Source organism: Caulobacter sp. P4_E5 (assembly GCF_056401555.1).
Map to the genome: position 1 here is coordinate 12,624 of NZ_JBFUJD010000059.1, position 23,167 is coordinate 35,790.

At 68.4% G+C, this 23,167-nt stretch carries 19 protein-coding genes; 10 read left to right on the top strand and 9 right to left on the bottom strand.

Annotated features, from left to right (window positions below; all coding sequences use genetic code 11):
* Positions 1–4 precede the first annotated feature (4 nt).
* From AC1DSO_RS17255 to AC1DSO_RS17270, 4 genes are all read left to right on the top strand, one after another.
* On the top strand, positions 5–877 hold the full coding sequence (locus tag AC1DSO_RS17255) for a hypothetical protein (RefSeq protein WP_477069993.1): 873 nt from the start codon (positions 5–7) through the stop codon (positions 875–877).
* A gap of 7 nt (positions 878–884) precedes the next feature.
* Positions 885–2,444: a carboxylesterase/lipase family protein gene (locus AC1DSO_RS17260; RefSeq protein WP_477069994.1), complete on the top strand. Its 1,560-nt coding sequence runs from the start codon at positions 885–887 to the stop codon at positions 2,442–2,444.
* 87 nt (positions 2,445–2,531) lie between these two features.
* The gene (locus tag AC1DSO_RS17265) at positions 2,532–3,371 is read left to right on the top strand and encodes an FCD domain-containing protein (protein WP_477069995.1); all 840 of its coding nucleotides are present in this window, start codon (positions 2,532–2,534) and stop codon (positions 3,369–3,371) included.
* A gap of 147 nt (positions 3,372–3,518) precedes the next feature.
* On the top strand, positions 3,519–4,886 hold the full coding sequence (locus AC1DSO_RS17270; RefSeq protein ID WP_477069996.1) for an MFS transporter: 1,368 nt from the start codon (positions 3,519–3,521) through the stop codon (positions 4,884–4,886).
* Between the two features lie 49 nt (positions 4,887–4,935).
* Here AC1DSO_RS17270 and AC1DSO_RS17275 read toward each other — a convergent pair whose 3' ends face one another.
* Positions 4,936–5,826, bottom strand: a complete 891-nt coding sequence (locus AC1DSO_RS17275) for an AraC family transcriptional regulator (protein WP_477069997.1) — start codon at positions 5,824–5,826, stop codon at positions 4,936–4,938.
* A 144-nt stretch (positions 5,827–5,970) separates the two neighbouring features.
* Between AC1DSO_RS17275 and AC1DSO_RS17280 the strand changes: the two genes are divergently transcribed.
* From AC1DSO_RS17280 to AC1DSO_RS17290, 3 genes are all read left to right on the top strand, one after another.
* On the top strand, positions 5,971–6,750 hold the full coding sequence (locus tag AC1DSO_RS17280; RefSeq protein ID WP_477069998.1) for an SDR family NAD(P)-dependent oxidoreductase: 780 nt from the start codon (positions 5,971–5,973) through the stop codon (positions 6,748–6,750).
* Positions 6,751–6,779: 29 nt separating this feature from the next.
* Entirely contained in the window at positions 6,780–7,574 is a 795-nt protein-coding gene (locus AC1DSO_RS17285) for an alpha/beta fold hydrolase (protein WP_477069999.1), read from the top strand.
* A 203-nt stretch (positions 7,575–7,777) separates the two neighbouring features.
* Positions 7,778–8,476, top strand: coding sequence for an HAD family hydrolase (locus tag AC1DSO_RS17290; protein ID WP_477070000.1), 699 nt, complete (start codon positions 7,778–7,780; stop codon positions 8,474–8,476).
* A 136-nt stretch (positions 8,477–8,612) separates the two neighbouring features.
* On the opposite strand, the gene AC1DSO_RS17295 is transcribed toward AC1DSO_RS17290, so the two are convergent.
* The 3 genes from AC1DSO_RS17295 to manD all read right to left on the bottom strand — a co-directional run bounded on the left by AC1DSO_RS17295 (position 8,613) and on the right by manD (position 12,077).
* Complete coding sequence (locus AC1DSO_RS17295) at positions 8,613–9,725, bottom strand: acyltransferase family protein (RefSeq protein ID WP_477070001.1); 1,113 nt, start codon at positions 9,723–9,725, stop codon at positions 8,613–8,615.
* Positions 9,726–9,933: 208 nt separating this feature from the next.
* On the bottom strand, positions 9,934–10,683 hold the full coding sequence (locus AC1DSO_RS17300) for a FadR/GntR family transcriptional regulator (RefSeq protein WP_477070002.1): 750 nt from the start codon (positions 10,681–10,683) through the stop codon (positions 9,934–9,936).
* Between the two features lie 182 nt (positions 10,684–10,865).
* Positions 10,866–12,077: a D-mannonate dehydratase ManD gene (gene manD, locus AC1DSO_RS17305; RefSeq protein WP_477070003.1), complete on the bottom strand. Its 1,212-nt coding sequence runs from the start codon at positions 12,075–12,077 to the stop codon at positions 10,866–10,868.
* Between the two features lie 350 nt (positions 12,078–12,427).
* On the opposite strand from manD, the gene AC1DSO_RS17310 reads away from it, so the two are divergent.
* The 3 genes from AC1DSO_RS17310 (at position 12,428) to AC1DSO_RS17320 (ending at position 16,523) form a co-directional block, all read left to right on the top strand.
* A complete protein-coding gene (locus AC1DSO_RS17310) occupies positions 12,428–14,533 on the top strand; it encodes an alpha-glucuronidase family glycosyl hydrolase (RefSeq protein ID WP_477070004.1) in 2,106 nt (701 codons plus the stop codon).
* Positions 14,534–14,713: 180 nt separating this feature from the next.
* Positions 14,714–15,007 (top strand): GIY-YIG nuclease family protein, encoded by a 294-nt coding sequence (locus tag AC1DSO_RS17315; protein ID WP_477070005.1) that lies wholly within the window; start codon positions 14,714–14,716, stop codon positions 15,005–15,007.
* 202 nt (positions 15,008–15,209) lie between these two features.
* A complete protein-coding gene (locus AC1DSO_RS17320) occupies positions 15,210–16,523 on the top strand; it encodes an amidohydrolase (protein ID WP_477070011.1) in 1,314 nt (437 codons plus the stop codon).
* Between the two features lie 78 nt (positions 16,524–16,601).
* Here the strand turns inward: AC1DSO_RS17320 and AC1DSO_RS17325 are convergent, their stop codons facing one another.
* The 5 genes from AC1DSO_RS17325 to AC1DSO_RS17345 form a co-directional block, all read right to left on the bottom strand.
* On the bottom strand, positions 16,602–17,048 hold the full coding sequence (locus tag AC1DSO_RS17325; RefSeq protein WP_477070006.1) for an endonuclease domain-containing protein: 447 nt from the start codon (positions 17,046–17,048) through the stop codon (positions 16,602–16,604).
* Between the two features lie 139 nt (positions 17,049–17,187).
* Positions 17,188–18,699 (bottom strand): tryptophan halogenase family protein, encoded by a 1,512-nt coding sequence (locus tag AC1DSO_RS17330; protein WP_477070007.1) that lies wholly within the window; start codon positions 18,697–18,699, stop codon positions 17,188–17,190.
* Positions 18,696–20,213, bottom strand: a complete 1,518-nt coding sequence (locus AC1DSO_RS17335) for a tryptophan halogenase family protein (protein WP_477070008.1) — start codon at positions 20,211–20,213, stop codon at positions 18,696–18,698. Before AC1DSO_RS17335 ends, AC1DSO_RS17330 begins: the two co-directional genes overlap by 4 nt.
* Before the next feature lie 158 nt (positions 20,214–20,371).
* A complete protein-coding gene (locus tag AC1DSO_RS17340) occupies positions 20,372–21,553 on the bottom strand; it encodes a tryptophan 7-halogenase (RefSeq protein ID WP_477070009.1) in 1,182 nt (393 codons plus the stop codon).
* The gene (locus AC1DSO_RS17345) at positions 21,550–23,058 is read right to left on the bottom strand and encodes a tryptophan halogenase family protein (protein WP_477070010.1); all 1,509 of its coding nucleotides are present in this window, start codon (positions 23,056–23,058) and stop codon (positions 21,550–21,552) included. Before AC1DSO_RS17345 ends, AC1DSO_RS17340 begins: the two co-directional genes overlap by 4 nt.
* Positions 23,059–23,167 lie beyond the last annotated feature (109 nt).

Genomic DNA, 23,167 nt, shown 5'->3' on the forward strand with positions numbered 1-23,167 from the left:
GGCCATGCCGAAGATTTCGAACGTCAGCGATCGATCCGCGGCGCCGCCGCGGCTGCGGATCGGGCTCAGCCTCGTCACGCTGATGGATCTGCCCGAGGGCTCCCTCGGGCCGCGCGGGCCGTTGGCGCTGCACGCCGTTCGCGAGGCCGGCTTCGAAGCGATCCAGACGCGCGACCCCGTCGCCGCCCGGGACGCCGGTCTCGTTCCGACCGGGATCGCGCGGGTGGACCGGCCGGAGCAGGCGCGGGTCATCGCCGCGCGACACCGCGACGCCGGCTATGATTGCACGACGCTGCACGTCGGCTCGGGCTTCGAGACCGACGACGAGGCCGCCGCCCTGGTCGAGGCGATCGTCGAGGCCTCGGTCGGCGAAGGCCATCCGCTGTTCGTCGAAACCCATCGCGCCACCATCACCCAGGACATGAAGCGCACGCTGGACTTCGTCGACCGCTGTCCCGGCGTTCGGTTCAACGGCGACTTCTCGCATTGGTATACCGGCGCGGAGATGGTCTATGGCGACCTCGCCGCCAAGGTCGCGCGGCTGGCGCCGGTGCTGGAGCGGACGCGGTTCCTGCACGGCCGGATCTCCGATCCGGGCTGTATCCAGGTCGCCGTTCCCGACGATCCCGCCGACGTTCATGTCGGCGTTTTCCGCGATCTGTGGGCCCGCAGCTTCGAAGGCTTCCTGGTCACCGCCCGGCCTGGCGAGGTCATGGGCTTCTATCCCGAATTGCTGCCGGCCTCCCTGTTCTACGCGCGGCGGGTTCCGGGCGCCGCGGGCCAGCAGCGCGAGGAAACCGATCGCTGGACGGAGGCGCTCAAGCTGGTCGATCTGGCGCGGGCGGTCTGGGCCGACGCCGTCGCCGGACGGCGCTGAGGTTCACATGCGCATCGCGTCCTGGCTGTTCATCATTCTCATCGGACTGGCCGGTTGCGGGGCGACGACGCCCCCTGAACCGCCGCCCGCGCCGGCGGCGCACGCGCGGATCGACAGCGGCGCGGTGAGGGGGCGGATCGAGGGCGCGCTGGCCGTCTATCGCGGCATTCCCTACGCCGCCGCGCCCGTCGCCGGCCTGCGCTGGCGTCCGCCCCAGCCCCTCTCGTCCTGGACCTCGGAGCGGCCGGCCGAACGGTTCGGCGACGATTGCCTGCAGAACCGCTTCCTGTTCGACTCCGCGCCGTCCAAGCAGGCGATGAGCGAGGACTGCCTCTATCTGAACGTCTGGACGCCAGTGGCGCGATCGGCGACGCGCGCGCCGGTCATGGTCTGGATCCATGGCGGCGGCTTCGTCACCGGCTCCAGCGCCCCCTATGACGGGTCCGCCCTGGCGCGCCGAGGCGTGGTGGTGGTCACCTTCAACTACCGGCTGGGGCGCTTCGGCTTCTTCGCCCATCCGGCCCTGGTCGCCGAGCATCCCGACGAGCCGGCTGGCGACTACGGCTTCATGGACCAGATCGCCGCCCTGGACTGGGTCCGGCGCAACATCGCCGCCTTCGGCGGTGACCCGGACAATGTCACCCTGTTCGGCGAGTCGGCCGGCGGCGGCTCGGTGCTGGCCCTGATGGGGTCGCCAGCCGCGCGAGGCCTGTTCCACAAGGCGATCGTCGAGTCCGGCGGCGGGCGCGACAAGCTTCCGAGGATGACCGTCGATACGGCCGACGCCCTCGCCGCGGTCAAGGCCGGCGCGGCCTTCGCGACCCGGGCCGGTCTGCCGCGCGATGGCGGGGGCGAGGCCCTGCGCGCCTTGCCGGCCAGGACGGTGCTCGGCGACCTCAACCTGCTCAACAATCGCGACAACGCAACCTATTCGGGGCCGATGGTCGACGGTCGGATCATCCTGGACGATCCGGCCGAGATGTTCGCGCGCGGCGAGACCGCCGCGTTGCCGCTGCTGATCGGCGTCAACGACGACGAGCTGGGATCACCCTGGCTGGGCGGCTGGGCCGACACGGTGGTCGGCAAGTTCGGGCCGCGCGAAGCCGGGCTACGCAAGGTCTATGACCCGGATGGCGGCGAGCGCGAGCTGAAGGCTCATATCCTGAGCGACGTCATCTTCGTCGAGCCCGCGCGCCATATCGCGGCCCTGCACGCCGCCCGGGGGCGTCCTGTGTGGCTGTACCGCTTCTCGTACGTGAAGCAGGCCGAGCAGGCCAAGCGCGGCGGGGCCGGTCACGCCTCGGAGATCCCCTATGTTTTCGACAGGGTGGCGGCCATGGTGAAGGGCGCGACGCTGGCCGACCAGCGCATGGGGGCGACGGTCAGCGCCTATTGGACGGCTTTCGCGCGGACCGGCGTCCCGAGCCCCGCCGGTCTGCCGGCCTGGCCCGTCTACGCGCCCAAGGACGACGTCTTCCTGGAGTTCGCCAACCCGGGGCCTCGCCCGATCAGCGAACCCCACCGCGCGCGCTTGGACTATATCGCGGCCAGTTATCCAGGACGGTAGGCCCCGCGAAATCGCTTTGTTGGAGGTCTTCCCGATCCTATCGTCGCGTCTCGACCAGGACTCGATTCAAAAAGGCTGTTTTCGCCCGTGCCGACCAAGCTCCCATCCGTATCGACGTTCACCGCGCCCAATGTCGTCGCGCCCGTCGATCCGGAACGCAATCCTACCCAGGCGGTGGCCTACTGGCTGCGGCGCGACATCGCCCGGGGCGTGTTCGAACCGCTGGAGCGGCTGAAGGTCGAGCATCTGACCAAGTTCTACGACATCGGCCACAGCCCCATTCGCGAAGCGATCGTGCTGTTGGTCGACAGCGGCCTCGTCATCCATGAGCACCAGAAGGGCTACCGCGCCGCGCCCGTCTCGCTGGAGGACTATCAGGACCTGCTGACGGTCTACCAGCGCATCTACAAGATGATGCTGGGCATGGCGATGGAGCGAGGGGACRACGCCTGGGAGGAGCAGGTCGTGATCCAGCTGCACCGCTCCCTGAAGATCCCCAAGGTGGTCGACGGGGCGCTGGAGCCCCAGGCGCGCGAGATGTGGCAACGATCCTACGGCGACCTGCACCAGACGTTGCTGTCGGGCTGCCGTTCGCCGCTTTTGATGAAGATCTACAAGGACATCGGCGCTCGCCTGGAGCGCTACATCAACCTCTTCGCCGACCTCGAAACGGATCGCTATTACGACCATCACGCCGACCACCGGCTGATCGTCGATGCGATCATCGCCCGCGACGCCGATCGCACCCAGGCCCTGATCGAGCGCTATTTCGCCGTGGCCGAGCCGATCCGCAAATCGATCATCACCGCGCTCAAGGCGATGGAAGCCACTCCTTCGAAAGCGGAGGCTCGGGACGTCGAAACGGCGCCGCGTCCCGCCAAGTCGTCGAAGACCCCCGCCGCGCGCCGCTCCGCGAGGGCAAGCTGAAATTTCTCGCAACTATAAATATGAGAGTTTTTCGATCTATTTTTTGACTCTTTGATTTTATAGATCCAATCTCTCCTCGCGCTTCAGCCTCGACGCCGAAGCGGCCTGAGACGGTATGGCCGTCTCGGCGACTGGGGAGAGTGTTTCGTGACATCGCAGCCGACGGCGGTTCCGCGCCTGAGTTTCGCCCGCAAGATCGGCTTCACGGTCGGCGACTTCGCCTGCAATCTGTACTGGCAGAGCGTGTCCCTGTTCCTGCTGTTCTACTACACCGACGCCCTGGGGCTGTCGGCCGGGACCGCGGGTCTGATCTATATGCTGGCCTCGATCTGGGACGGGTTGATCGACCCGTTCATGGGCGCGGTCGCCGACCGCGGCCGCAGCCGGTGGGGGCGCTATCGGCCCTACATCCTGTTCGGCTCGGTCCCGCTCGGCCTGTCCTTCGCCTTCCTCTACTACAGGCCCGCCCTGGACGGCCTGGGCCTGACGGCGGCGGTGATGGCGGCGCATTTCCTGTTCCGCACCTGCTACACCGCGCTGTCGATCCCCTACACCTCGCTGAACGCGCGCCTGACCCCGAGTTCGAGCGAGCGGTCGACCTTGGCCGGAATGCGGATCATGTTCGCCACCGCGGCCGGGCTGGTCGTGGCCTTGACCACCCAGCCGATGGCGGCGCGGTTCGGCGGCGGCGATCTCGCGCGAGGCTTTTTCTACGCGGCGTGCGTCCTGGCCCTGATCGCCACGGTGATCTTCCCCATCGTCTTCCTGTCCACCCGCGAACCGCCCGAGACCGAGGAGACGGTCGCGCCCCTGGGGATGGCCGACTACTGGCGCGCGTTGCGGGGCAACCGCGCCTTCTGGGCGGTCATGGGCGGCATCGTCTGCGCGGTGACCTGTACGACGGCGCTCGGCAAGTCGGTGCTCTACTATTTCAAGTACTACCTGCACGACGAGGCCGCCTCGCGGACCGCCCTGGCCCTCTGCGCGGCGCTGGGCCTGCTGCTGGTGCCGGCGTGGCTGCTCGTGACCAAGTTCGTCGGCAAACGCGTCGCCTGGTTTGTCGCCACCGGCTGGGGGCTGGCGGGGCTGGCCGCCTTCGCGGTGACCGACATCCGCACCCCGGGCCTGATGATCGGGTTCCTGGCCTATATGCACGTGGCGTCGATCGGTCTGGCGCTGACCTTCTGGTCGATGCTGCCGGACACCGTCGAGTACGGCGAGTGGCGGACCGGCCTGCGCACCGAGAGCTTCATCTTCGGGCTGGGCCAGTTCTTCCTGAAGGTCGCCCTGGGGCTGGGCGCGGGTCTGTTCGGCTGGTCCCTGGACCTGGTCGGTTACCGTCCCAATGTCGAGCAGACCGCGGCGACCCTTCACGGCATGAAGATCATCATGGTCGCCTTCCCGGCTGCTGGCCTGGTGGCGTGCGGTCTGGTGATGCTGTTCCACCCCCTGGGCCGGGGTGTTCACGAGGATATCGTGGCGCAACTGGCGAAGCGGCGATCGACGGAACCGTGAGCGGCAGGTGGCGCGCAACCGCCTGCGCGCACCCGAGCCTGGTGAAAAGTCAGGCGGCGCGGCGGCGAAGCGAATCGACGTCCCGGCGGGGCGAGGCGCCGAACATTCGTGAGTATTCGCGGCTGAACTGCGAGGCGCTCTCATAGCCGACCCGGAAGGCGGCGTTTTCCACATTGGTCTCGCCAGACGCCAGGAGCCGGCGCGCTTCGAACAGGCGCAGCTGTTTCTGATACTGCACCGGCGTCATCGCGGTCAGCGCCTTGAACTGCCGATGAAAGGCCGAGGGGCTGAGCTGGGCGATCGACGCCAGCTCGTCGACGCGGACGGGGTCGGCGTAGCGGTCGCGCAGGGCGTGGATCGCGCCGACCAGACGGCGGGTGCGGTCGCTTCCCAGGGCCATCTTCACGACCTCGCCGCCGTGGGGTCCGGTCAGCAGCCAATAGCAGATCTCCCGCATCACGGCCGGATAGAGCAGGGCGATGGCGTGCGGGGTCTCCAGCAACCGGACGGCGCGGGCGGCGCAGTCGGCGAGCGGTCCTTCGAAGTCGCTGACGAACACGCCGTGGCGGACGCTCTCCAAGGCGAGCGGCGCGCTGTCGAGGCTCTCGATCACCTCGCGCATCACGCCGAGGTCCAGCTCGATGACGAGGCCAAGATAGGGTTGGGCCGGACTGGCCTGCGTCACCTGGCCGACCGCCGGCATCTCGACGCCGACCACCAGGGCCTGGCCGGCCCCATAGTCGAAGCGCTTCTCGCCGAAAGCCGTCCACTTCGCGCCCTGCAGCGTGATGCACAGGGCCGGCTTGATGATCATGTGGGACAGCGGCTTGGGATGGTCGGAGCGCAGGATGGTGAGCCCCGGGATGGCGGTCACGAAGGGGCTCTTGCCCGATTGCCGGTCCGTATAGCGCAGAACCGAATGCACCAGATCGTCCGCCATCCGAACCCGCCTGCATCATCCCAGAGCCAGCGTCTCAACCTAATCCCAGGAGCAGGAATAGGCAAGAATGGGCAGGGTTGCGGCATTCAGCGTCGGCGGCCCCCGCGTATCCTAGCGTCATCAATTCGAACGCAGGAGCGCGTCATGTCCGACAACATCACAGCCCTTTCCGACACGCCGATCGCCCTCGTCACCGGCGGAAGCCGCGGGCTTGGCCGCAACACCGTCCTCAGCCTCGCGCGACGCGGCGTCAGGTCGATCTTCACCTACAACGCCAACCGCGCGGAGGCCGAAAAGGTCGTCGCCCTGGCGGCCGAAGCGGGGACCAAGGCCGTCGCCTTGCAACTCGACGTGGGGGAGGTCTCCACGTTCGACGCCTTCGCCGACCAGGTGCGCGGGACGCTCCGCGAGCTGGGGGCCGAGCGCTTCGACTATCTCGTCAACAACGCCGGCGTCTCGCATCACAATTCCATCGAGAAGACGACCGAGGAGGAGATGGACACGCTGTATCGCGTCAACTTCAAGGGCGTGTTCTTCCTGACCCAGAAGCTGCTGCCGTTGATCAAGGACGGCGGCCGGATCGTGAACCTGTCGAGCGGCCTGAGCCGGATCGTCGTTCCTGGCAGCGCGCCCTACGGCTCGCTCAAGGCCGCGATCGACGTCCTGACCCGCTATCAGGCCAAGGAGCTGGGCGCGCGGCGCATCGCGGTCAACGCCGTAGCCCCCGGCGCGATCCAGACCGACTTCAGCGGCGGCATGGTGCGCGACAATCCCGAGCTCAACCGGCAGGTCGCCGAGATGACGGCCCTTGGCCGGGCCGGCGAGCCGGACGACATTGGGCCGATGATCGCCGCCCTCCTGTCCGACGACAATCGTTGGGTGAACGCCCAGCGCATCGAAGTCTCGGGCGGCATGGCGATCTAGCAGGCCCTTCAAACCTTAGGAGATAGGTCATGATTATGGATCGCCGGCATTTCACCACCTCGCTGCTCCTCGGGGCGACGGCCGCCATGGCCGCGCCCAGGGCGAAAGCCCAAGGCGCGCCGCCGCCGCCGCCGCCGCCGCCCCTGGCGAAGGCGACCAACATCGTCCTCGTCCACGGGCTGTTCGCCGACGGCTCGAGCTGGTCGGAGGTCATTCCGCGCCTGCAGGCCCGGGGGCTCAACGTGACCTCCGTCCAGAACCCGTTGACGACGCTGGACGAGGCGGTCGCCGCCTGCCGCAAGGTGCTGGATCGCCAGGACGGGCCGACCGTGCTGGCCGGCCATTCCTTCTCCGGCATGATCGTGACCGAGGCCGGTGTCCATCCGAACGTCTCGGCCTTGGCCTATGTGGCGGCCCGGGCGCCGGACGCCGGAGAGGATTATGCGGCGCTCGCCGCCCGCTACCCGACCCCGCCGGCGTCGGCGGGGATCGTCTATGACGGCGACGAGGGCCGGCTGACCGAGGAAGCCTTCCTGCGGGACTTCGCGGGGGACCTGCCGGCCGCCAGGGCCCGCGCCCTGTTCGCCGTGCAGCAGCCGTTCCGCAAGGCGCTGCTGGCCGGGCGCGTCAGCCAGGCGGCCTGGCGTTCCAAGCCCAGCTTTTACGCCGTCTCCACGCAGGATCGGACGATCAATCCCGATCTGCAGCGCTACATGGCCTCCCGTATGGGCGCGCGAACGGTCGAGCTACCGTCCAGCCACGTCTCGCTCATCTCCCATCCCCGGGAGGTCGCCGCGCTGATTTTGCAGGCGGCGGGCCAATGACCGCGGCGACCTGCGGCGTCAAGGCGTATGGGCGGCCGAGAGCAAGGCCGTCCGCTTGGCCCGGCTCTCGCCCTCGCGGCCCGCGCGCCGGGCTGCTATCCATACCGTCGATGAGCGGCAAACGCCCGACCCCAGCGACCAAGCTCAGGCGACTTGCCTGAATCCTTGGCACGGGCCGCGCGGCGAGAAGACAAAAAGAACCCATGACTTCAATCACCACCGTCGGGATCGACGCCGACGACACCCTCTGGCACTGCGAGAGCCTGTTCCGCCTGTCGCACGCCCGCTTCCTGGAGCTGCTGTCCGAGCACGGCGACCCGGAGAAGATCGAGGCCCAGCTGCTGGCCGTCGAGAAGCGCAACCTGCGGGTCTATGGCTACGGGGCCAAGGGCTTCACCCTGTCGATGATCGAGACGGCGCTGGAGGTCACCGACGGCGCGGTCGACACCCGGGTGATCCGCGAGATCCTGGCCGTCGGCCGCCAGATGCTAACCGAGCCGATCGAGCCGCTGCCCGGCGTCGAGCACGCCCTGGCGGAGCTCTCCAAGCGTTATCGCCTGGTGCTGATCACCAAGGGGGATTTGCTGCACCAGGAGCAGAAGCTGGCCTCGTCGGGCCTGGGCGACTATTTCGTCGCCGTCGAGATCGTCTCCGAGAAGGACGCCGACACCTATCGCCGGGTGTTCGACCGCTACGGCACGGGCGCGGCCCAGGCGGTGATGGCCGGCAACTCGATGAAGTCCGACATCCTGCCGGCTTTGGAGGCGGGCTGCTGGGGCGCCCTGATCCCGTACCCGCTGGTCTGGTCGCACGAAGCCGCCGACGCCCCGGTCGGGCATGAGCGCTATGTGGAGCTGGGCAGTATCGGGGAACTGCCGGGGTGGGTGGACGGCCTGCGCTGACGCCCCCTCCGTCTCGCCGCGTATCCGCGGCGAGCCACCTCCCCCGTTGCACGGGTGAGGAGGAAGCCGCCTCCCTCCTCCCCTGCGTAGCGGGGGAGGTGGCGCGGCGCGGATACGCGCCGTGACGGAGGGGGCGCTACGGCGCCACCGACGGCCCCATGCCCTTCAGCGGCGCTTTCGGCCTTCCGAGATTAGCCAACAGATCCCGCGCCGGCCGCTCGAACGCCACCAGCGACAGATAGGCGATCGGGATCAGCAGGATCAGCCACAGCAAGCACCACAGCCGCATGGTGTCGCCGTTCAGGCCCCAGGCGGCGTGGCCGACCCAGTTCAGCGCGATCTTCAGGGCGATCGGGTGCAGCAGATAGAGGCTGAAGCTGAGCTGCGCCCACGGGGCCAGGCGGGCGCTGATCCCGCCCTGGACGCCGGCCGCGTCGGCCGCCACGCCGGCGAAACCGATGGCGTAGACCAGGACCAGCAGGCTGGTGCGCGAGGCGCCGGCGAACGAGGCGACGAAGAACGCCGCCAGCAGGGCCCACATCACGAACCGCGCGAACGGCAGGCGGGCCAGCTGGTCCTTCAGCTGGAAGGCCAGCATGCCCAGCAGGAAGCCGGGGACGGCGCGGGCGACGCCGAAGTCGTAGGTCCACTGCGAGAAGGGCTGGCCGGTCCGCGAGATCCACAGCAGCAAGGCAAGGCTGCCGAACGCCGCGGCGGCCGTCGCCCAGCGGCCCAGGGCGGTGAGGCGGAAGATCAGGGGCAGGGCGATGTAGAGGCCCATCTCGGCGCTGATCGCCCAGCTGACGAAGTTCCAGGTCTGGGCCTTGCAGGTTCCCCAGGCGTGGACGAACAGCACGTTCTGGGCGATGCAGGAGGCGTCGTAGCGCGACGGGTCATGCTCGTTCAGCACGCCGGCCCAGCCCAGCGCGGCGATGGCCACGAACACCAGCAGCGTCGCCCAGTGCAGCGGCCCCAGCCGCGCCACGCGCTTTTGCAGGAAGTCGCGGTACTTGGCCAAGGTGGTGATCCGGCCGGTATAGATCGCCGCCATCACATAGCCGGAGATCAGGAAGAACAGGTCGACGATCAGGCTGAAGCTCTTGACCGTGTCATCCACCGCCTGCCAGCGGCCGTCCAGGTTGATGAACCGGTTGAAGTGGAACACCACGATCATCACCGCGCCCACGATGCGCAGGGCGTCCAGATGCAGCATCTGGTCGGAGTCGGGCTTCAGGGGCGGCAGGCGCATGGGGGATTGGTGGGGCCGCTCTGGCACATGGTCAAGTTCTCCCTCTCCCCTTGCGGGAGAGGGTGGCCGCCGAAGGCGGTCGGGTGAGGGGTCGAAGACCAGAACCGCCGCGACGGCGGTGGATGCGGGGTGCGAGCGGAACGGGCTATCAACCCCTCATCCGGCCCTTCGGGCCACCTTTTCCCGCAAGGGGAGAAGGAGCGTTTCCCTAAATCGCCACCCGTTTCGCGATCGCGTTCCGACGCGCCGTGGTTTCTTGCTGGGCCCGTTGCACGGCTTCGGTCTCGGTGGCGTGCAGCAGGTGGTCGATGACGCGTTCCAGATGGTCGCGCATGGCCTGGCGGGCGGCGGCGGGGTCGTGGGCCTTGAGGGCGTCGACGACGCGGCGGTGCTCGACGATGCGCGGCTCCAGGCCCATGCCGCGGGCCCGGGTCAGGATGTTGCGGGCCAACGGCGAGCGGTTGCGCCAGTCCCACAGGTTCTCGATCGTGGCGATGATCGCGCCGTTGCCGGTGGCGCGGGCGATGGTCAGGTGGAACTCGCGGTCGGCGTCCTCGCCCCGGATCTCCTCCTCGACGTGCATGCGCTCCAGCAAGCCTTCCAGCTCGGCGATCTGCTCGTCGGTGATCGAGGTGGCGGCCAGGGCCGCGGCCTCGCCCTCGAACAGGCGGCGGGCCTCGATCAGCTCGAAGGCGCCGATCTCGAAATCGACTTCGGCCGACGGGGCGATCGGGCGGATGTTGCCGGTGACATAGATGCCCAGGCCGTGGCGGGCCTCGATCATGCCCAGCATCTCCAGCGCGATCATCGCCTCGCGCAGGGTCGGGCGCGAGACGCCGAACTGCTCGGCCAGTTCGCGCTCGGTCGGCAGGCGGTCGCCGATCTTGTACTGCCCCGCCTCGATGGCGTCGGCCACGGTGTCGGCGATCTTGCGGTAGAGCTTGACGTTGTCAGACATGGGCGGCGGGAGGCTCGAAGGACGCGTGGCGATCGTTCAGTCACTAACACGAACAATGACCCGAAATGTCCTACATTTTCGCCCGTCCCGACGGATTGGTCAGGTTTGCCGGCCTGCAAGGCCTGATGTCGGACGAGAGGGTGGCCTACCCTTGTTTCGGCCCATTTCACCCATTGGACGCCTCACCAGTCGTGCATTGAGCCATCGAGCCGGCGGGCGACCGGCAGATAGGCGCGCTGGTAGGGATACTTGGCTGCCAGGCCCTCGTCGATGTCGACGCCCAGGCCCGGCGCCTCGCCCGGATGCAACATGCCGTCCTTGAAGGTGTAGGCGTGCGGGAACACCGCGTCGGTCTGGGCCGTGTGGCGCATATATTCCTGGACGCCGAAATTGGGGATCGACAGGTCGAAGTGCAGGGCCGCGCCCATGCAGACCGGCGACAGGTCGGTGGCCCCGTGGCAGCCGGTGCGCACGTGATGGAGGTCGGCGAAGCTGGCCAGCTTCTTCAGATGGCTGATCCCRCCGGCGTGGACCACCGTGGCGCGGATATAGTCGATCAGCTGTTCCTCGATCAGCTGCTTGCAGTCCCAGATCGAGTTGAAGATCTCGCCGACGGCCAGCGGCGTGGTGGTGTGCTGGCGGATCAGGCGGAAGCTGGCCTGGTTCTCGGCCGGGGTGGCGTCCTCCATCCAGAACAGGCGGTACGGCTCGAGATCCTTGCCCAGGCGCCCGGCCTCGATGGGGCTGAGGCGGTGGTGGACGTCGTGCAGCAGGTGCAGGTCATCACCCAGCCGCAGGCGGGCGGCCTCGAACAGGGCCGGGGTCGAGCGCATGTAGCGCTCGGTCGACCACACCGTCTCGTTGGGCAGGTCGCTGTCGGCCGGCTCGTAGAAGAACTTGTCCTTGGAGACGCCGTAGGTGCCGCTCATGCCGGGCACGCCGGTTTGCAGGCGAACGGCCTTGTAGCCCTGCTCGGCATAGTGGGCGGCGTTGTCGAGGGTCTCCTCGATCGTCTCGCCATTGGCGTGGCCATAGACCATGACGCCCGAGCGGCAGGCGCCGCCCAGCAGCTGGTAGACGGGCAGGCCGGCGAGCTTGCCCTTGATGTCCCACAGCGCCGTGTCGACCGCGGCGATGGCGGCCATGGTCACCGGGCCCCGACGCCAGTAGGCGCCCTTGTACAGGTACTGCCAGATGTCCTCGATCTGGTGGGCGTCGCGGCCGATCAGGCAGGGGATGACGTGGTGGGTCAGATAGGCCTCGACCGCCAGCTCGCGGCCGTTCAGCGTGGCGTCGCCGATGCCGTACACGCCCTCGTCGGTGATGATCTTCAGGGTGACGAAGTTGCGCCCCGGACACGTGACGATGGTCTTGGCGGCGATGATCTTGGGCATGAGGCGCTTTGCTTGGAACCTGGGGACGGGCCGAAAGATCGCGGGCGCGCCGTAAGGCCAGGCGCGCGACGTCCATCTTCCTCCCGCTATCGGTTTACCGGTACCATAAGGCTTGTCAACCCAGTGGTCAGACCACTATGACAGAGTGTCCCGACCTTTGGTGGCGCTCGAAGAGCGGCGGCTTTCGGCTCGGATCCCGTTCGCGAAAGTAACAAAAACCCGATCCTCCCGGCGAAGGCCGGGACCCAGATCGTAAGGCTGTGCCTGGGTCGTACTTGGCGCCTCACAGCCCTTTCAACTGGACCCCGGCCTTCGCCGGGGAGGTCGGATCTTAGGGTAGGAGTGAAGCGATGCGTCTGATGGCTCTGCTGATGGGGCTGCTCCTCATCGCCCCGGCCGCCCGGGCCGAGGACGGCTATGATCTGTGGCTCCGCTACAAGCCGGTCGAGGCTTCGGCCCGCGCGCCTTATACCGCCGCCGCCAGCGCCGTCGCGCCCACGGCCGACACGCCCACGCTCAAGGTCGCTCGCGCCGAGCTGGAGCGCGGCCTGACGGGCCTGGTCGGCAAGCCGACCTCGGCCGCCGCCGGTTCGCGCGACGGGGTGATCCAGCTGACCGTGGCGCCGCAGAAGGACCTCGGTGACGAGGGTTACCGGATCCGCACCACGGCGGTGAACGGCAAGAAGACCACGGTGATCGCCGCCAACCGCGACATCGGCGTGCTCTACGGCGTGTTCCGCTACCTCTCGCTGATCCAGACCCACCAGCCCGTGGATAGCCTGGACATCGCCAGCTCGCCCAAGGTCAAGCTGCGCATGCTCAACCACTGGGACAACCTGAACCGCACGGTCGAGCGCGGCTATTCCGGCCAGTCGATCTTCGACTGGTGGCGGCTGCCCGGCCATGTCGACTCGCGCCTGGTCGACTACGCCCGCGCCAACGCCTCGATCGGCATCAACGGCGCGGTGCTGAACAACGTCAACGCCAAGGCCGACAGCCTGACGCCGCCCTATATCGCCAAGGCCGCCRCCGTGGCCGACACGCTGCGGCCGTACGGGATCAAGGTCTATCTGTCGGCCCGCTTCTCGGCCCCGATCGAGATCGGCGGGCTGAAGACCGCCGACCCGTCCGACCCCGCCGTCGCCGCGTTCTGGAAGGCCAAGGCCGACGCGCTCTACAAGGCCATCCCCGACTTCGGCGGCTTTCTGGTCAAGGCCAATTCCGAGGGCCAGCCGGGACCGCAGGACTATGGCCGCACCCATGTCGACGGCGCCAACATGCTGGCCGACGCGGTGGGACCGCACGGCGGCGTGGTGATCTGGCGGGCCTTCGTCTATTCGCACGAGCAGCCCGACGACCGCGCCAAGCAGGGCTACAACGAGTTCAAGCCGTTCGACGGCCAGTTCCGCGACAACGTCGTCATCCAGGTCAAGAACGGCGCGATCGACTTCCAGCCGCGCGAGCCGTTCCACCCGCTGTTCGGGGCCATGCCGAAATCGAACCTCGGCATGGAGTTCCAGATCACCAAGGAATATCTCGGCTTCGCCACCCACCTCGTCTATCTGGGCCCGCTCTACGAAGAGACCCTGAAGTCCGACACCATGGCCCACGGCAAGGGCTCGACCGTCGCCAAGGTGGTCGATGGCGCGCTGGACGGCCGCAAGCTGACGGGGATGGCCGGGGTGGCCAATATCGGCTCCGACCGCAATTGGAGCGGCTCGCAGTTCGACCAGGCCAACTGGTACGTGTTCGGCCGGCTGGCCTGGGATCCGGAAGCCTCGACGCGCGACATCGCCGCCGACTGGGCCAGGATGACCTTCACCAACGATCCGCGCTTCGTGAAGCCGGCGGTCGAGATGATGATGGGCTCGCGCGAGGCGGCGGTCGACTACATGACCCCGCTGGGCCTGCACCACCAGATGGGCCGCGGCCACCACTATGGCCCGGGGCCCTGGGTGGCCGGCGGCGAGCGCGCCGACTGGACCAGCATCTACTACGCCAAGGCCGGGCCCGATGGCCTGGGCTTCGACCGCACCCCGACCGGCAGCAACGCCACGGCCCAGTACGCGCCGGAGGTCGGCAAGTGCTTCGCCGACCTGAAGTGCGTCGACGAGAAGAACCTGCTGTGGTTCCACCACCTGTCCTGGGACTACCGCCTGAAGTCCGGCGACACCCTGTGGGACGGCCTGGTCAAACACTACGGCCGCGGGGTGTCGTACGTCGACGGCATGAACCGCACCTGGGCGGGCCTGGCCCCCTATGTCGACCCCCAGCGCCACGCCGAGGTCGCCGACTTCCTGAAGATCCAGCGCGACGAGGCTCAGTGGTGGCGCGACGCCTCGGTGGCCTGGTTCGGCAGCTTTTCGAAGCGCCCGCTGCCGGCGGGGGAGAAGGCTCCGGCGAAGAGCTTGGAATATTATGAAGGGCTGAGCTTCCCGTACGCGCCGGGGAACTAGGCGTCCGCCATCCTACACCCCAAAACCCGTGTCATCCCGGAAAGCGCGTAGCGCTTGTCCGGGACCCAGGGGGTGCGTGAACGCCGCGCCGGCCGCCCCTGGGTCCCGGACAACGCCTGCGGCGTTTCCGGGATGACACGGGTTGTTGAGCTTATATTCAACCCATGGTTAAGCTCATGCATGTCGCGTGAGTACTTCGTCTACATCCTCGCCAGTGGACGCAACGGCACGCTCTACACCGGCGTGACCGGCGATCTCTCCCGCCGGGTCTGGGAGCATCGCGAAGGCGCTCCCAAGGGCTTCACCGCCAAGTACGGGGTGAGACAGCTGGTCTGGTATCAGGGCTTCGGCGAGATCAGCGACGCCATTCTCTACGAGAAACGCGTCAAGCGCTGGCGACGTGAGTGGAAACTGCGGCTGATCGAGACCGAGAACCCGCAGTGGTTGGATCTGTACGAGACGCTGAACTGCTAGAAGCCAATATTTCCGTGTCATCCCGGAAGCCTCGCAGAGGCTGTCCGGGACCCAGGGGCCGCCAGCGCGGCGTTCACGCACCCCCTGGGTCCCGGACAAGCGCTGCGCGCTTTCCGGGATGACACGGTTTGTGTGCATGAGGAGTGGCGGGAGCGCGCGCGATATGCGTCGATCCTTCGACACCACCCCGGGGCCTCGCCGCATGAACCTCCTCACCACCACGGCCCTGGCCGCCCTTGTGGCCACCGCCGCCCACGCCGCGCCCCTCAACGTCCCCGCCACCCTCAAAACCATCGACGCCCAGCTCGACCGCGACTACCCGGCGCTGGAGGCGATCTACAAGGACATCCACGCCCATCCGGAGCTGGGTTTCCAGGAGGTCGAGACGGCCGCCAAGCTGGCCGACCAGATGCGCGCCCTGGGCTTCACGGTTACTGAGGGTGTCGGCAAGACCGGGCTCATCGCGGTGCTGAAGAACGGCGACGGGCCCAGGGTGCTGGTCCGCACCGAGCTGGACGGCCTGCCGATGCAGGAGAAGTCGGGGCTGCCCTATGCCAGCCAGGCGATGGCGACCTGGAACGGCGACAAGGTGTTCGTCGCCCATTCGTGCGGCCACGACATCCACATGGCCGCCTGGATCGGGACCGCTCGCCAGCTGGTCGCCCGCAAGGCCCAGTGGAAGGGCACGCTGGTCTTCGTCGCCCAGCCGTCCGAGGAGACGGTCAGCGGCGCGCGGGCCATGCTGGCCGACGGCCTGTTCGACAAGATCGGCGGCAAGCCCGACTACGGCTTCGCTCTGCACGTCGGCTCGGGCGCGGCGGGCGAGGTCTATTACAAGGCCGGGGTGCTGACCTCGACCTCGGACGGGCTGGACGTCACCTTCAACGGCCGGGGCGGCCACGGCTCGATGCCGGCCGCGACGATCGACCCGGTGCTGATGGCCGCCCGCTTCACCGTCGACGTCCAGAGCGTGATCAGCCGCGAGAAGGACCCGGCCGCGTTCGGCGTCGTCACGGTCGGCTCGATCCAGGCCGGCAGCGCCGGCAACATCATCCCCGACAAGGCCCGGGTGCGCGGCACCATCCGCACCCAGGACAACGCGGTGCGCGACCGGATCCTGGCCGGGGTCGAGCGCACGGTGAAGGCCGTCACCGACATGGCTGGCGCCCCGCCGGCCGACCTGAAGATCACCCCCGGCGGCAAGATGGTGGTCAACGACGCCGCCCTGACCGCGCGCACCGCGACGGTGTTCAAGGCCGCGTTCGGGGCCCGCGCGGTGGCGCAGGACAGGCCGGGCTCGGCGTCCGAGGACTATTCGGAATTCGTGCTAGCGGGCGTGCCGTCGGTCTATTTCGGCATCGGCGGCTATGACCCCGAAGAGATCGCCAAGGCCAAGGCCGAGGGGCGTCCGCTGCCCGTCAACCACTCGCCGTTCTTCGCCCCGACGCCGGAGCCGAGCATCCGGACCGGGGTGGAGGCGATGACGTTGGCGGTGATGGGGGTGATGGGGAAGTAGGAGGATCGCCCCCTCCGTCACGATGCGTATTCGCATCGCGCCACCWCCCCCGCTACGCAGGGGAGGAGGGTTTCCTCCTCACCCGTGAAACGGGGGAGGTGGATCGGCGCCAATAGGCGACGAGACGGAGGGGGCGTCCAGGTTTCCGCGCGCCCGGATGCGGTCGACACACGTGTCCCAGATTCCATCGGCTATGGCCGTTGGATCCCTCATCACATCGGCGGCGGCATAGCGAAGGATCACGAGGCCCTGAGCCTTCATCCAGGCATCCCGACGTTCGTCGCGTTCAGGCTGGCTACCCATGTTATGGCCCCAGCCGTCGACCTCGATCACCAGCCTTGCCTCCGCGCAGTAGAAGTCCGCGACGTAGGGACCGATCGGATGCTGGCGGCGGATGCGCGGGGCATCCGGTTGACGCGGTCGGAGCCGGACCCACAGCACGACTTCGGGCGGCGTCATCGAACGGCGCAGGGTTCTGGCGTGCGTGTGGGTCTTGGTCGTTGACCTCATAGGTTGAGTATACATGCGGACGCCCCCTCCGTCACGATGCGTATTCGCATCGCGCCACCTCCCCCGCTACGCAGGGGAGGAGGATTTCCTCCTCACCCGTGAAACGGGGGAGGTGGCTCGGCGCCGATAGGCGACGAGACGGAGGGGGCGTCCCTCACCCCGCCGCCGCGCAGTGTTCCGCGATGAATGCCATGTGGTCCGGCATCACTTCGGCCGACCTCGCGATCACCGCCTTGATCTCGGCGAGCCTCGCCCGGAACAGATCCTCGTCCATGCTGTCGACCATCGGGTCGTAGCTCTCGGGCGTGATGCCCTGGCCGATCATCACCGCGAACCACGAGGTGTCGTTGAACAGCTCCTCGTTCTCGCGGAAGATCCGGCCCGAACCCCGGAACAACTCGATCTTGTCGGCCAGGTAGTCGGGGATCGGCATCTCGCGCAGATAGTCCCAGTAGGGCGTGTCGTTGCGCTCGGTGGCCTTGAAGTGGAGGATCAGGAAGTCCCGGATCTTCTCGTATTCGAAGGTCATGGTCCGGTTGTAGCGGTCGATGTCGGCTCGCCGGAAATGGCGGTCGGGGAAGTGGGCCAGCAGGCGCGAGATGCCGACCTGGATCAGGTGGATCGACTGGCTCTCCAGCGGCTCCATGAAGCCCGCCGACAGGCCGATCGCGACGACGTTCTTGTCCCAGCTCGTCTTGCGGCGGCCGGCGGTGAAGCGCAGCAGGTTCGGCTCGGCCAGCGGTTCGCCGTCGAGGTTGCCCAGCAGGTCGGCCGTGGCCTCGTCGTCGCTGATGAAGCGGCTGCAATAGGCGTAGCCGTTGCCCAGGCGGTGCTGCAGCGGGATCCGCCACTGCCAGCCGTACGGCCGGGCGGTGGCGCGGGTCACCGGGGCCATCGAGCCGGCCAGGGTGCAGGGCATGGCCACGGCGCGGTCGTTCAGCAGCCACTGAGACCAGTCCTCGTAGCCGGCCTTTAAGGTCTGCTCGATCAGCAGGCCTCGGAACCCCGAGCAGTCGATGAACAGGTCGCCTTCGACGACTTGGCCGTTTTCGAGGGTAATCGAGGTGACGAAGCCGCTCTCGCTGTCCTGCTGGACCGTGGCGATCTTGCCCTCCTGGCGGACCACGCCGCGCGCCTCGGCATATTCGCGCAGGAACTTGGCGTAGAGCCCGGCATCGAACTGGAAGGCGTAGGCGATCTGGCCCAGCGGCGAGTTGGCCTGGCCGTTGGGACGCATGAACTTGCTCTGGCGCGAGCCGACGGTCTGCAGGCTGTAGGCGCCGAGGTCGTCCTCCAGGCCCATGGCGCGAGCCTTCAGCCAGTAGGCGTGGAACGACACCCCCTCCATGTCGACGCCATAGGGGCCGAACGGGTGGTGGTAGCTGTGGCCGATCCGCTGCCAGTCGACGAAGTCGATGCCCAGCTTGAAGGTCGCCTTGGTCTTCTTGACGAACGCGTTCTCGTCCAGCCCCAGCATGCGGTTGAACATGTTGATCTGCGGGATGGTCGACTCGCCGACCCCGACGGTGCCGATGGCCTCGGACTCGACCAGGGTGACCTGGGTGTAGCCGTCCTTCAGGAAGCGCCCCAGGGCGGCGGCGGTCATCCAGCCGGCGGTGCCGCCGCCGACGATGACGACGCGGCGCAGGCGATGGTTCTGGGTCATCTCGTAAACTCTGGAGCGGCGCAGTAGCGGGCGACGAAGTCTTCGTGGGTGGGCATGGCCTCGCCGGTCTGGCGGATCAGGGCGCCCATCCGCGCCATCTGCGCCTTGACGAAGGCCTGGTCATACTGGTCGACCAGCGGGTCGTGGCGCTGCGGCGTCACCCCCTGGCCCAGCAGCACGGCGATCCAGCTGGGCTCGGCGAACAGGTCGTAGTCCGACTGGAACAGCCGGCCCGAGGCGCGGAACAGGTCCATCTTGCGCTTCAGGTCGGCCGGGATCTCCATCTCGCGCAGCATCTTCCAATACGGCTCGTCGCGCTGGTTGGCGTGGAAGTGCAGGATGATGAAGTCGCGGATCAGCTCGACCTGCAGGATGGTCAGGCGGTTGTATTCGGCGATCTCGGCCGGGTTGAAGCCCTTGTCCGGGAACAGGGCCAGCAGCTTGGTGATGCCGGCCTGGATCATGTGGATGCTGGTGCTCTCCAGCGGCTCCAGGAAGCCCGACGACAGGCCGATGGCGACGACGTTCTTGTTCCAGATCTGCTTGCGCCGGCCGGGGCGGAACTTGATGAAGTTGGGCTCCTGGGTCGGGGCGCCGTCCAAGGTGCTCCGCAGGGTCTTCAGCGCGTCCTCGTCGCTGATGTGCTGGCTGGAATAGACATAGCCCGTGCCGATCCGGTGCTGCAGCGGGATGCGCCAGACCCAGCCGGCCTCGTGGGCGGTGGCGCGGGTGACGGGGGTCAGGCCGTCGCCGCCCATCTCGCACTGCAGGGCCACGGCGCGGTCGTTGGCCAGCCAGTGACCCCAGTCCTCGAAGCCGGTCTTCAGGGTCTGCTCGATCAGCAGGGCGCGGAAGCCGGTGCAGTCGATAAAGAGGTCGGCCTCCAGCATCTGGCCGCCTTCCAAGGTCACCCCGGTGACGAAGCCGGTCTCGCCATGCTGCTGGACGCTGGCGACCTTGCCCTCGACCCGGACGACGCCGCGCATCTCGGCATAGGACCGCAGGTACTTGGCGTAGAGGCCGGCGTCGAAGTGGAAGGCGTATTTGATGCTCGACATCACCTGGCCGGGGTCCTTCGACGGCAGGGCGAACTTGCCGAGGTTGGCGGCGGTGGCCGGCAGGTTGAAGTCGTCGATCGGCGCGGCCCAGCCCTCGTGGTGGGCGCGCAGCCAGAACTGGTGGAACTTCAGCGCCTCGATATCCAGGCCGAAGGCGCCGAACGGGTGCAGGTAGCGGTGGCCGGGTTTCAGCCAGTCGCGGAACTCGATGGCCAGCTTGAAGCTGCCCTTGGTGGCCCGCATGAACTCGGCTTCGTCGATGCCGAGGATCTGGTTGAAGGTGGTGATCGGCGGGATCGTCGCCTCGCCGACCCCGACCGTGGCGATGGTGTCGGACTCGACCAGGGTGACGGCCACGCCCTTGGTGTCGAGCACCTTGGACAGCGCCGCGGCCGTCATCCAGCCGGCCGTGCCGCCGCCGACGATCAGGACTTTGCGGATGGGGTTGGGGGTCATTGCTGCATGCTCAACGGAAAAACAGGTGTCATCCCGGAAGCCTCGCAGAGGCTGTCCGGGACCCAGGGGGTGAAGGAGCGCGGTGCGCGCCGCCCCTGGGTCCCGGCTCTACGCGCTGCGCGCTACGGCCGGGATGACACGAAAGAGAAATGGGACAACTAAACACCCGCCATCCCCTCCGCCGTCTGTTCGATCACCGCCTTCATCCGCGCCAGCATGTCCCGCGTCCGCTCCAGCGGGGCGCGATCGACCAGGGGATCCCAGCGGCTCGGAACGATCCCCCGCGCCAGCAGGGCGTAGACCCAGGCGCTTTCGGGCCAGGTCTCCTCGTCATAGGTCACCACGCGGCCGCGGCTTTCGAACTGGGCGATCTTCCAGGCCAGGGGCTCGGGCGGGGCGGCGAGGTCGCCCCAGCGCAGGATGGCCATGTCGCGGGCCCGCTCGATCGCGGCGATCGACAGGCGGTCGAACTCGGCCGCCGCCGCCGGGCTGTTGGGATAGAGGGCCACCAGGCGCGAGACGGCGGTCTGGACCAGGTGCAGGTCGCCGCCGTCGGCCGCGCCGATCGTGGCCGCCGCGCCGCCGACCGCCACGACGTTGCCGGCCAGCACCCGGGCTCGGCGGCCGGCCTTCAGCGGCGCGGGCGCGAAGGTCGAGACCAGGCCGTCCTCGACCAGCCGCGCGCCCCGAGGCAGCCAGGCGCTCCAGTCGATCCACGGCTGGTCTCCGATCAGCAGGGCCTGCTCGCCGGTGGCGTCGACGAAGAGGTCGGCCTCCAGGCGCTGGCCAGCCACCACGACCGCCGCGACGGTGTCGCCGGCCTTGTCGACCCGCTCGACTGCGCCTTCGACCCGCGTCGCGCCGGCCTTCAGCGCCACGTCCTTCAGCAGGCCCGCATAGTCGGCGGCGTCCAGGTGCAGGCCGTGGTCCAGGGTCGACAGCGGCGAGCGCGGGTCCGGGCTGGCCAGGGCGAAGCGGCCGCGCGCGGCGGCCTGGGCGCCAAGGCTCCAGTCGCTGAGCGGCGCGTCTCCGCCGGCCCGCAGCCAGTAGTGGTGGAAGGCCAGGCCGTCCAGCGTGGCCCCGGTCTCGCCGAACGGGGCCAGGTGGTCGCCAAAGCGCATGGCCAGGCGCGGGGTGGCGGTGGCGGCGCGGATCACCGCCGGCTCGGCGATCCCCAGCCGGGCGTGCAGGCCGCGCAAGGCGGGCAGGGCGGCGATACGGCCGGCGGCGGGCGGAGCGGTCTCGACCACGGTGACGGCGGCCACGCCCTTGGCGGCGACGGCCAGGGTCGCGGCGGTCATCCAGGCGTCGATCCCGCCGCCGACGATCAGGATCCTCATGCGGAAGTCCTCGCATCGGCGACCGAGCGCAGGAACGTTTCGTGCTCGGGCATGGTCTCGACCGTACGGGCCACGGCGGCCCGCAGCTCGGCCAGCAACCGCGCCGACTGGGCCGGGTCGATCGCCTCGACCAGTGGGTCGAAGCCGTCCGGCATGACGTTCTGGCCCAGATAGACTGACAGCCACGACGGCTCCTTGAAGAAGCCGTCCTTATAGGCCGCCACCACGCCCCGCTCGCGGAACAGGGCGATCTTTTCAGCCAGGCTGTCGGGGATCGGCGCGGCGCGGCGGTCGTTCCAGAAGGCCGAATCCTCGCGCTGGTTGGCGTGATAGTGCAGCACCAGGAAATCGCGGATCCGCTCGAACTCCAGGTCCATGACCCGGTTGTACTCGTCCTGGTCGGCCTGCTCGCAGCCCTGGTGCGGGAACAGCTCCAGCAGGGTGCTGATCGCCACCTGGATCAGGTGGATGCTGGTGCTCTCCAGCGGCTCCAGGAAGCCCGAGGACAGGCCGATGGCCACGACGTTCTTCAGCCACTGCTGCTTGCGGCGGCCGGTGACGAAGCGGAGGAAGCGGGGGTCCTGCTGGGGCTTGCCGTCCAGCTTTTCCACGAGCACCCGAGCGGCCTCGTCGTCGCTGATGTAGCTGGAGCAATAGACATAGCCGTTGCCGACCCGGTGCTGCAGCGGGATGCGCCAGCGCCAGCCGGCGGCGTCCGAGGTGGCGCGGGTCAGGGGCGTGGCCGGCTCGACCGAGTCGCACGGCACGGCGGCGGCGCGGTCGCAGGGCAGCCAGCGGGTCCAGTCGTCATAGCCGGCCTTCAGGGTCTGCTCGATCAGCAGGCCCCGGAAGCCGGAGCAGTCGATGAACAGGTCGCCCTCGATCGTCTGGCCGCTCTCCAGCGTGACGCCGGTGACGAAGCCGTCGTCGGGGCGCTGGGCGACGGTGGCGATCTTGCCCTCGGTGCGGACGACGCCGCGCGCCTCGGAATAGGCGCGCAGATAGAGGGCGTAGAGCCCGGCGTCGAACTGATAGGCGTACGAAAAGGTCGAGCCCAGCGAGCGCGGGTCGGGTGAAGGCGGGGCGAACTTGCCGGCCAGCCCGGCCATGATCGGCAGGCTGTAGGCCTGGATCGGCGCGGCCTCGCCCCGCCGGTGCGCTCGCAGCCAGTGCTGGTGGAACGGGATGCCGGCGATCGGCTGACCGAACGCGCCGAACGGGTGGACGTAGGCGTCGCCCTTGCCGCCCCAGTCGCGGAACTCGATGCCCAGCTTGTAGGTGGCCTGGGTCTTCCGCATGAAGTCGGCTTCGTCCAGGCCCAGGCGGGCGTTGTAGTCGCGGATGTGCGGCACCGTGGCCTCGCCGACCCCGACCGTGCCGATCTCGGCCGACTCGACCAGCTGGATGTCGATCGGCAGGCCTTTCAGCACCGCGGCCAGGCCGGCGGCGGTCATCCAGCCGGCCGTGCCGCCGCCGACGATGACGATCTTGCGGATGGGGGTCATGCGGTGAGCTTAGAGGGCGTGGCGTGGGCTGGGAAAGGGCGCGGCATTTGGTCGCGGCGGGGAGCGCCCCCTCCGTCACGTCGCCTATCGCCGCCGCRCCACCTCCCCC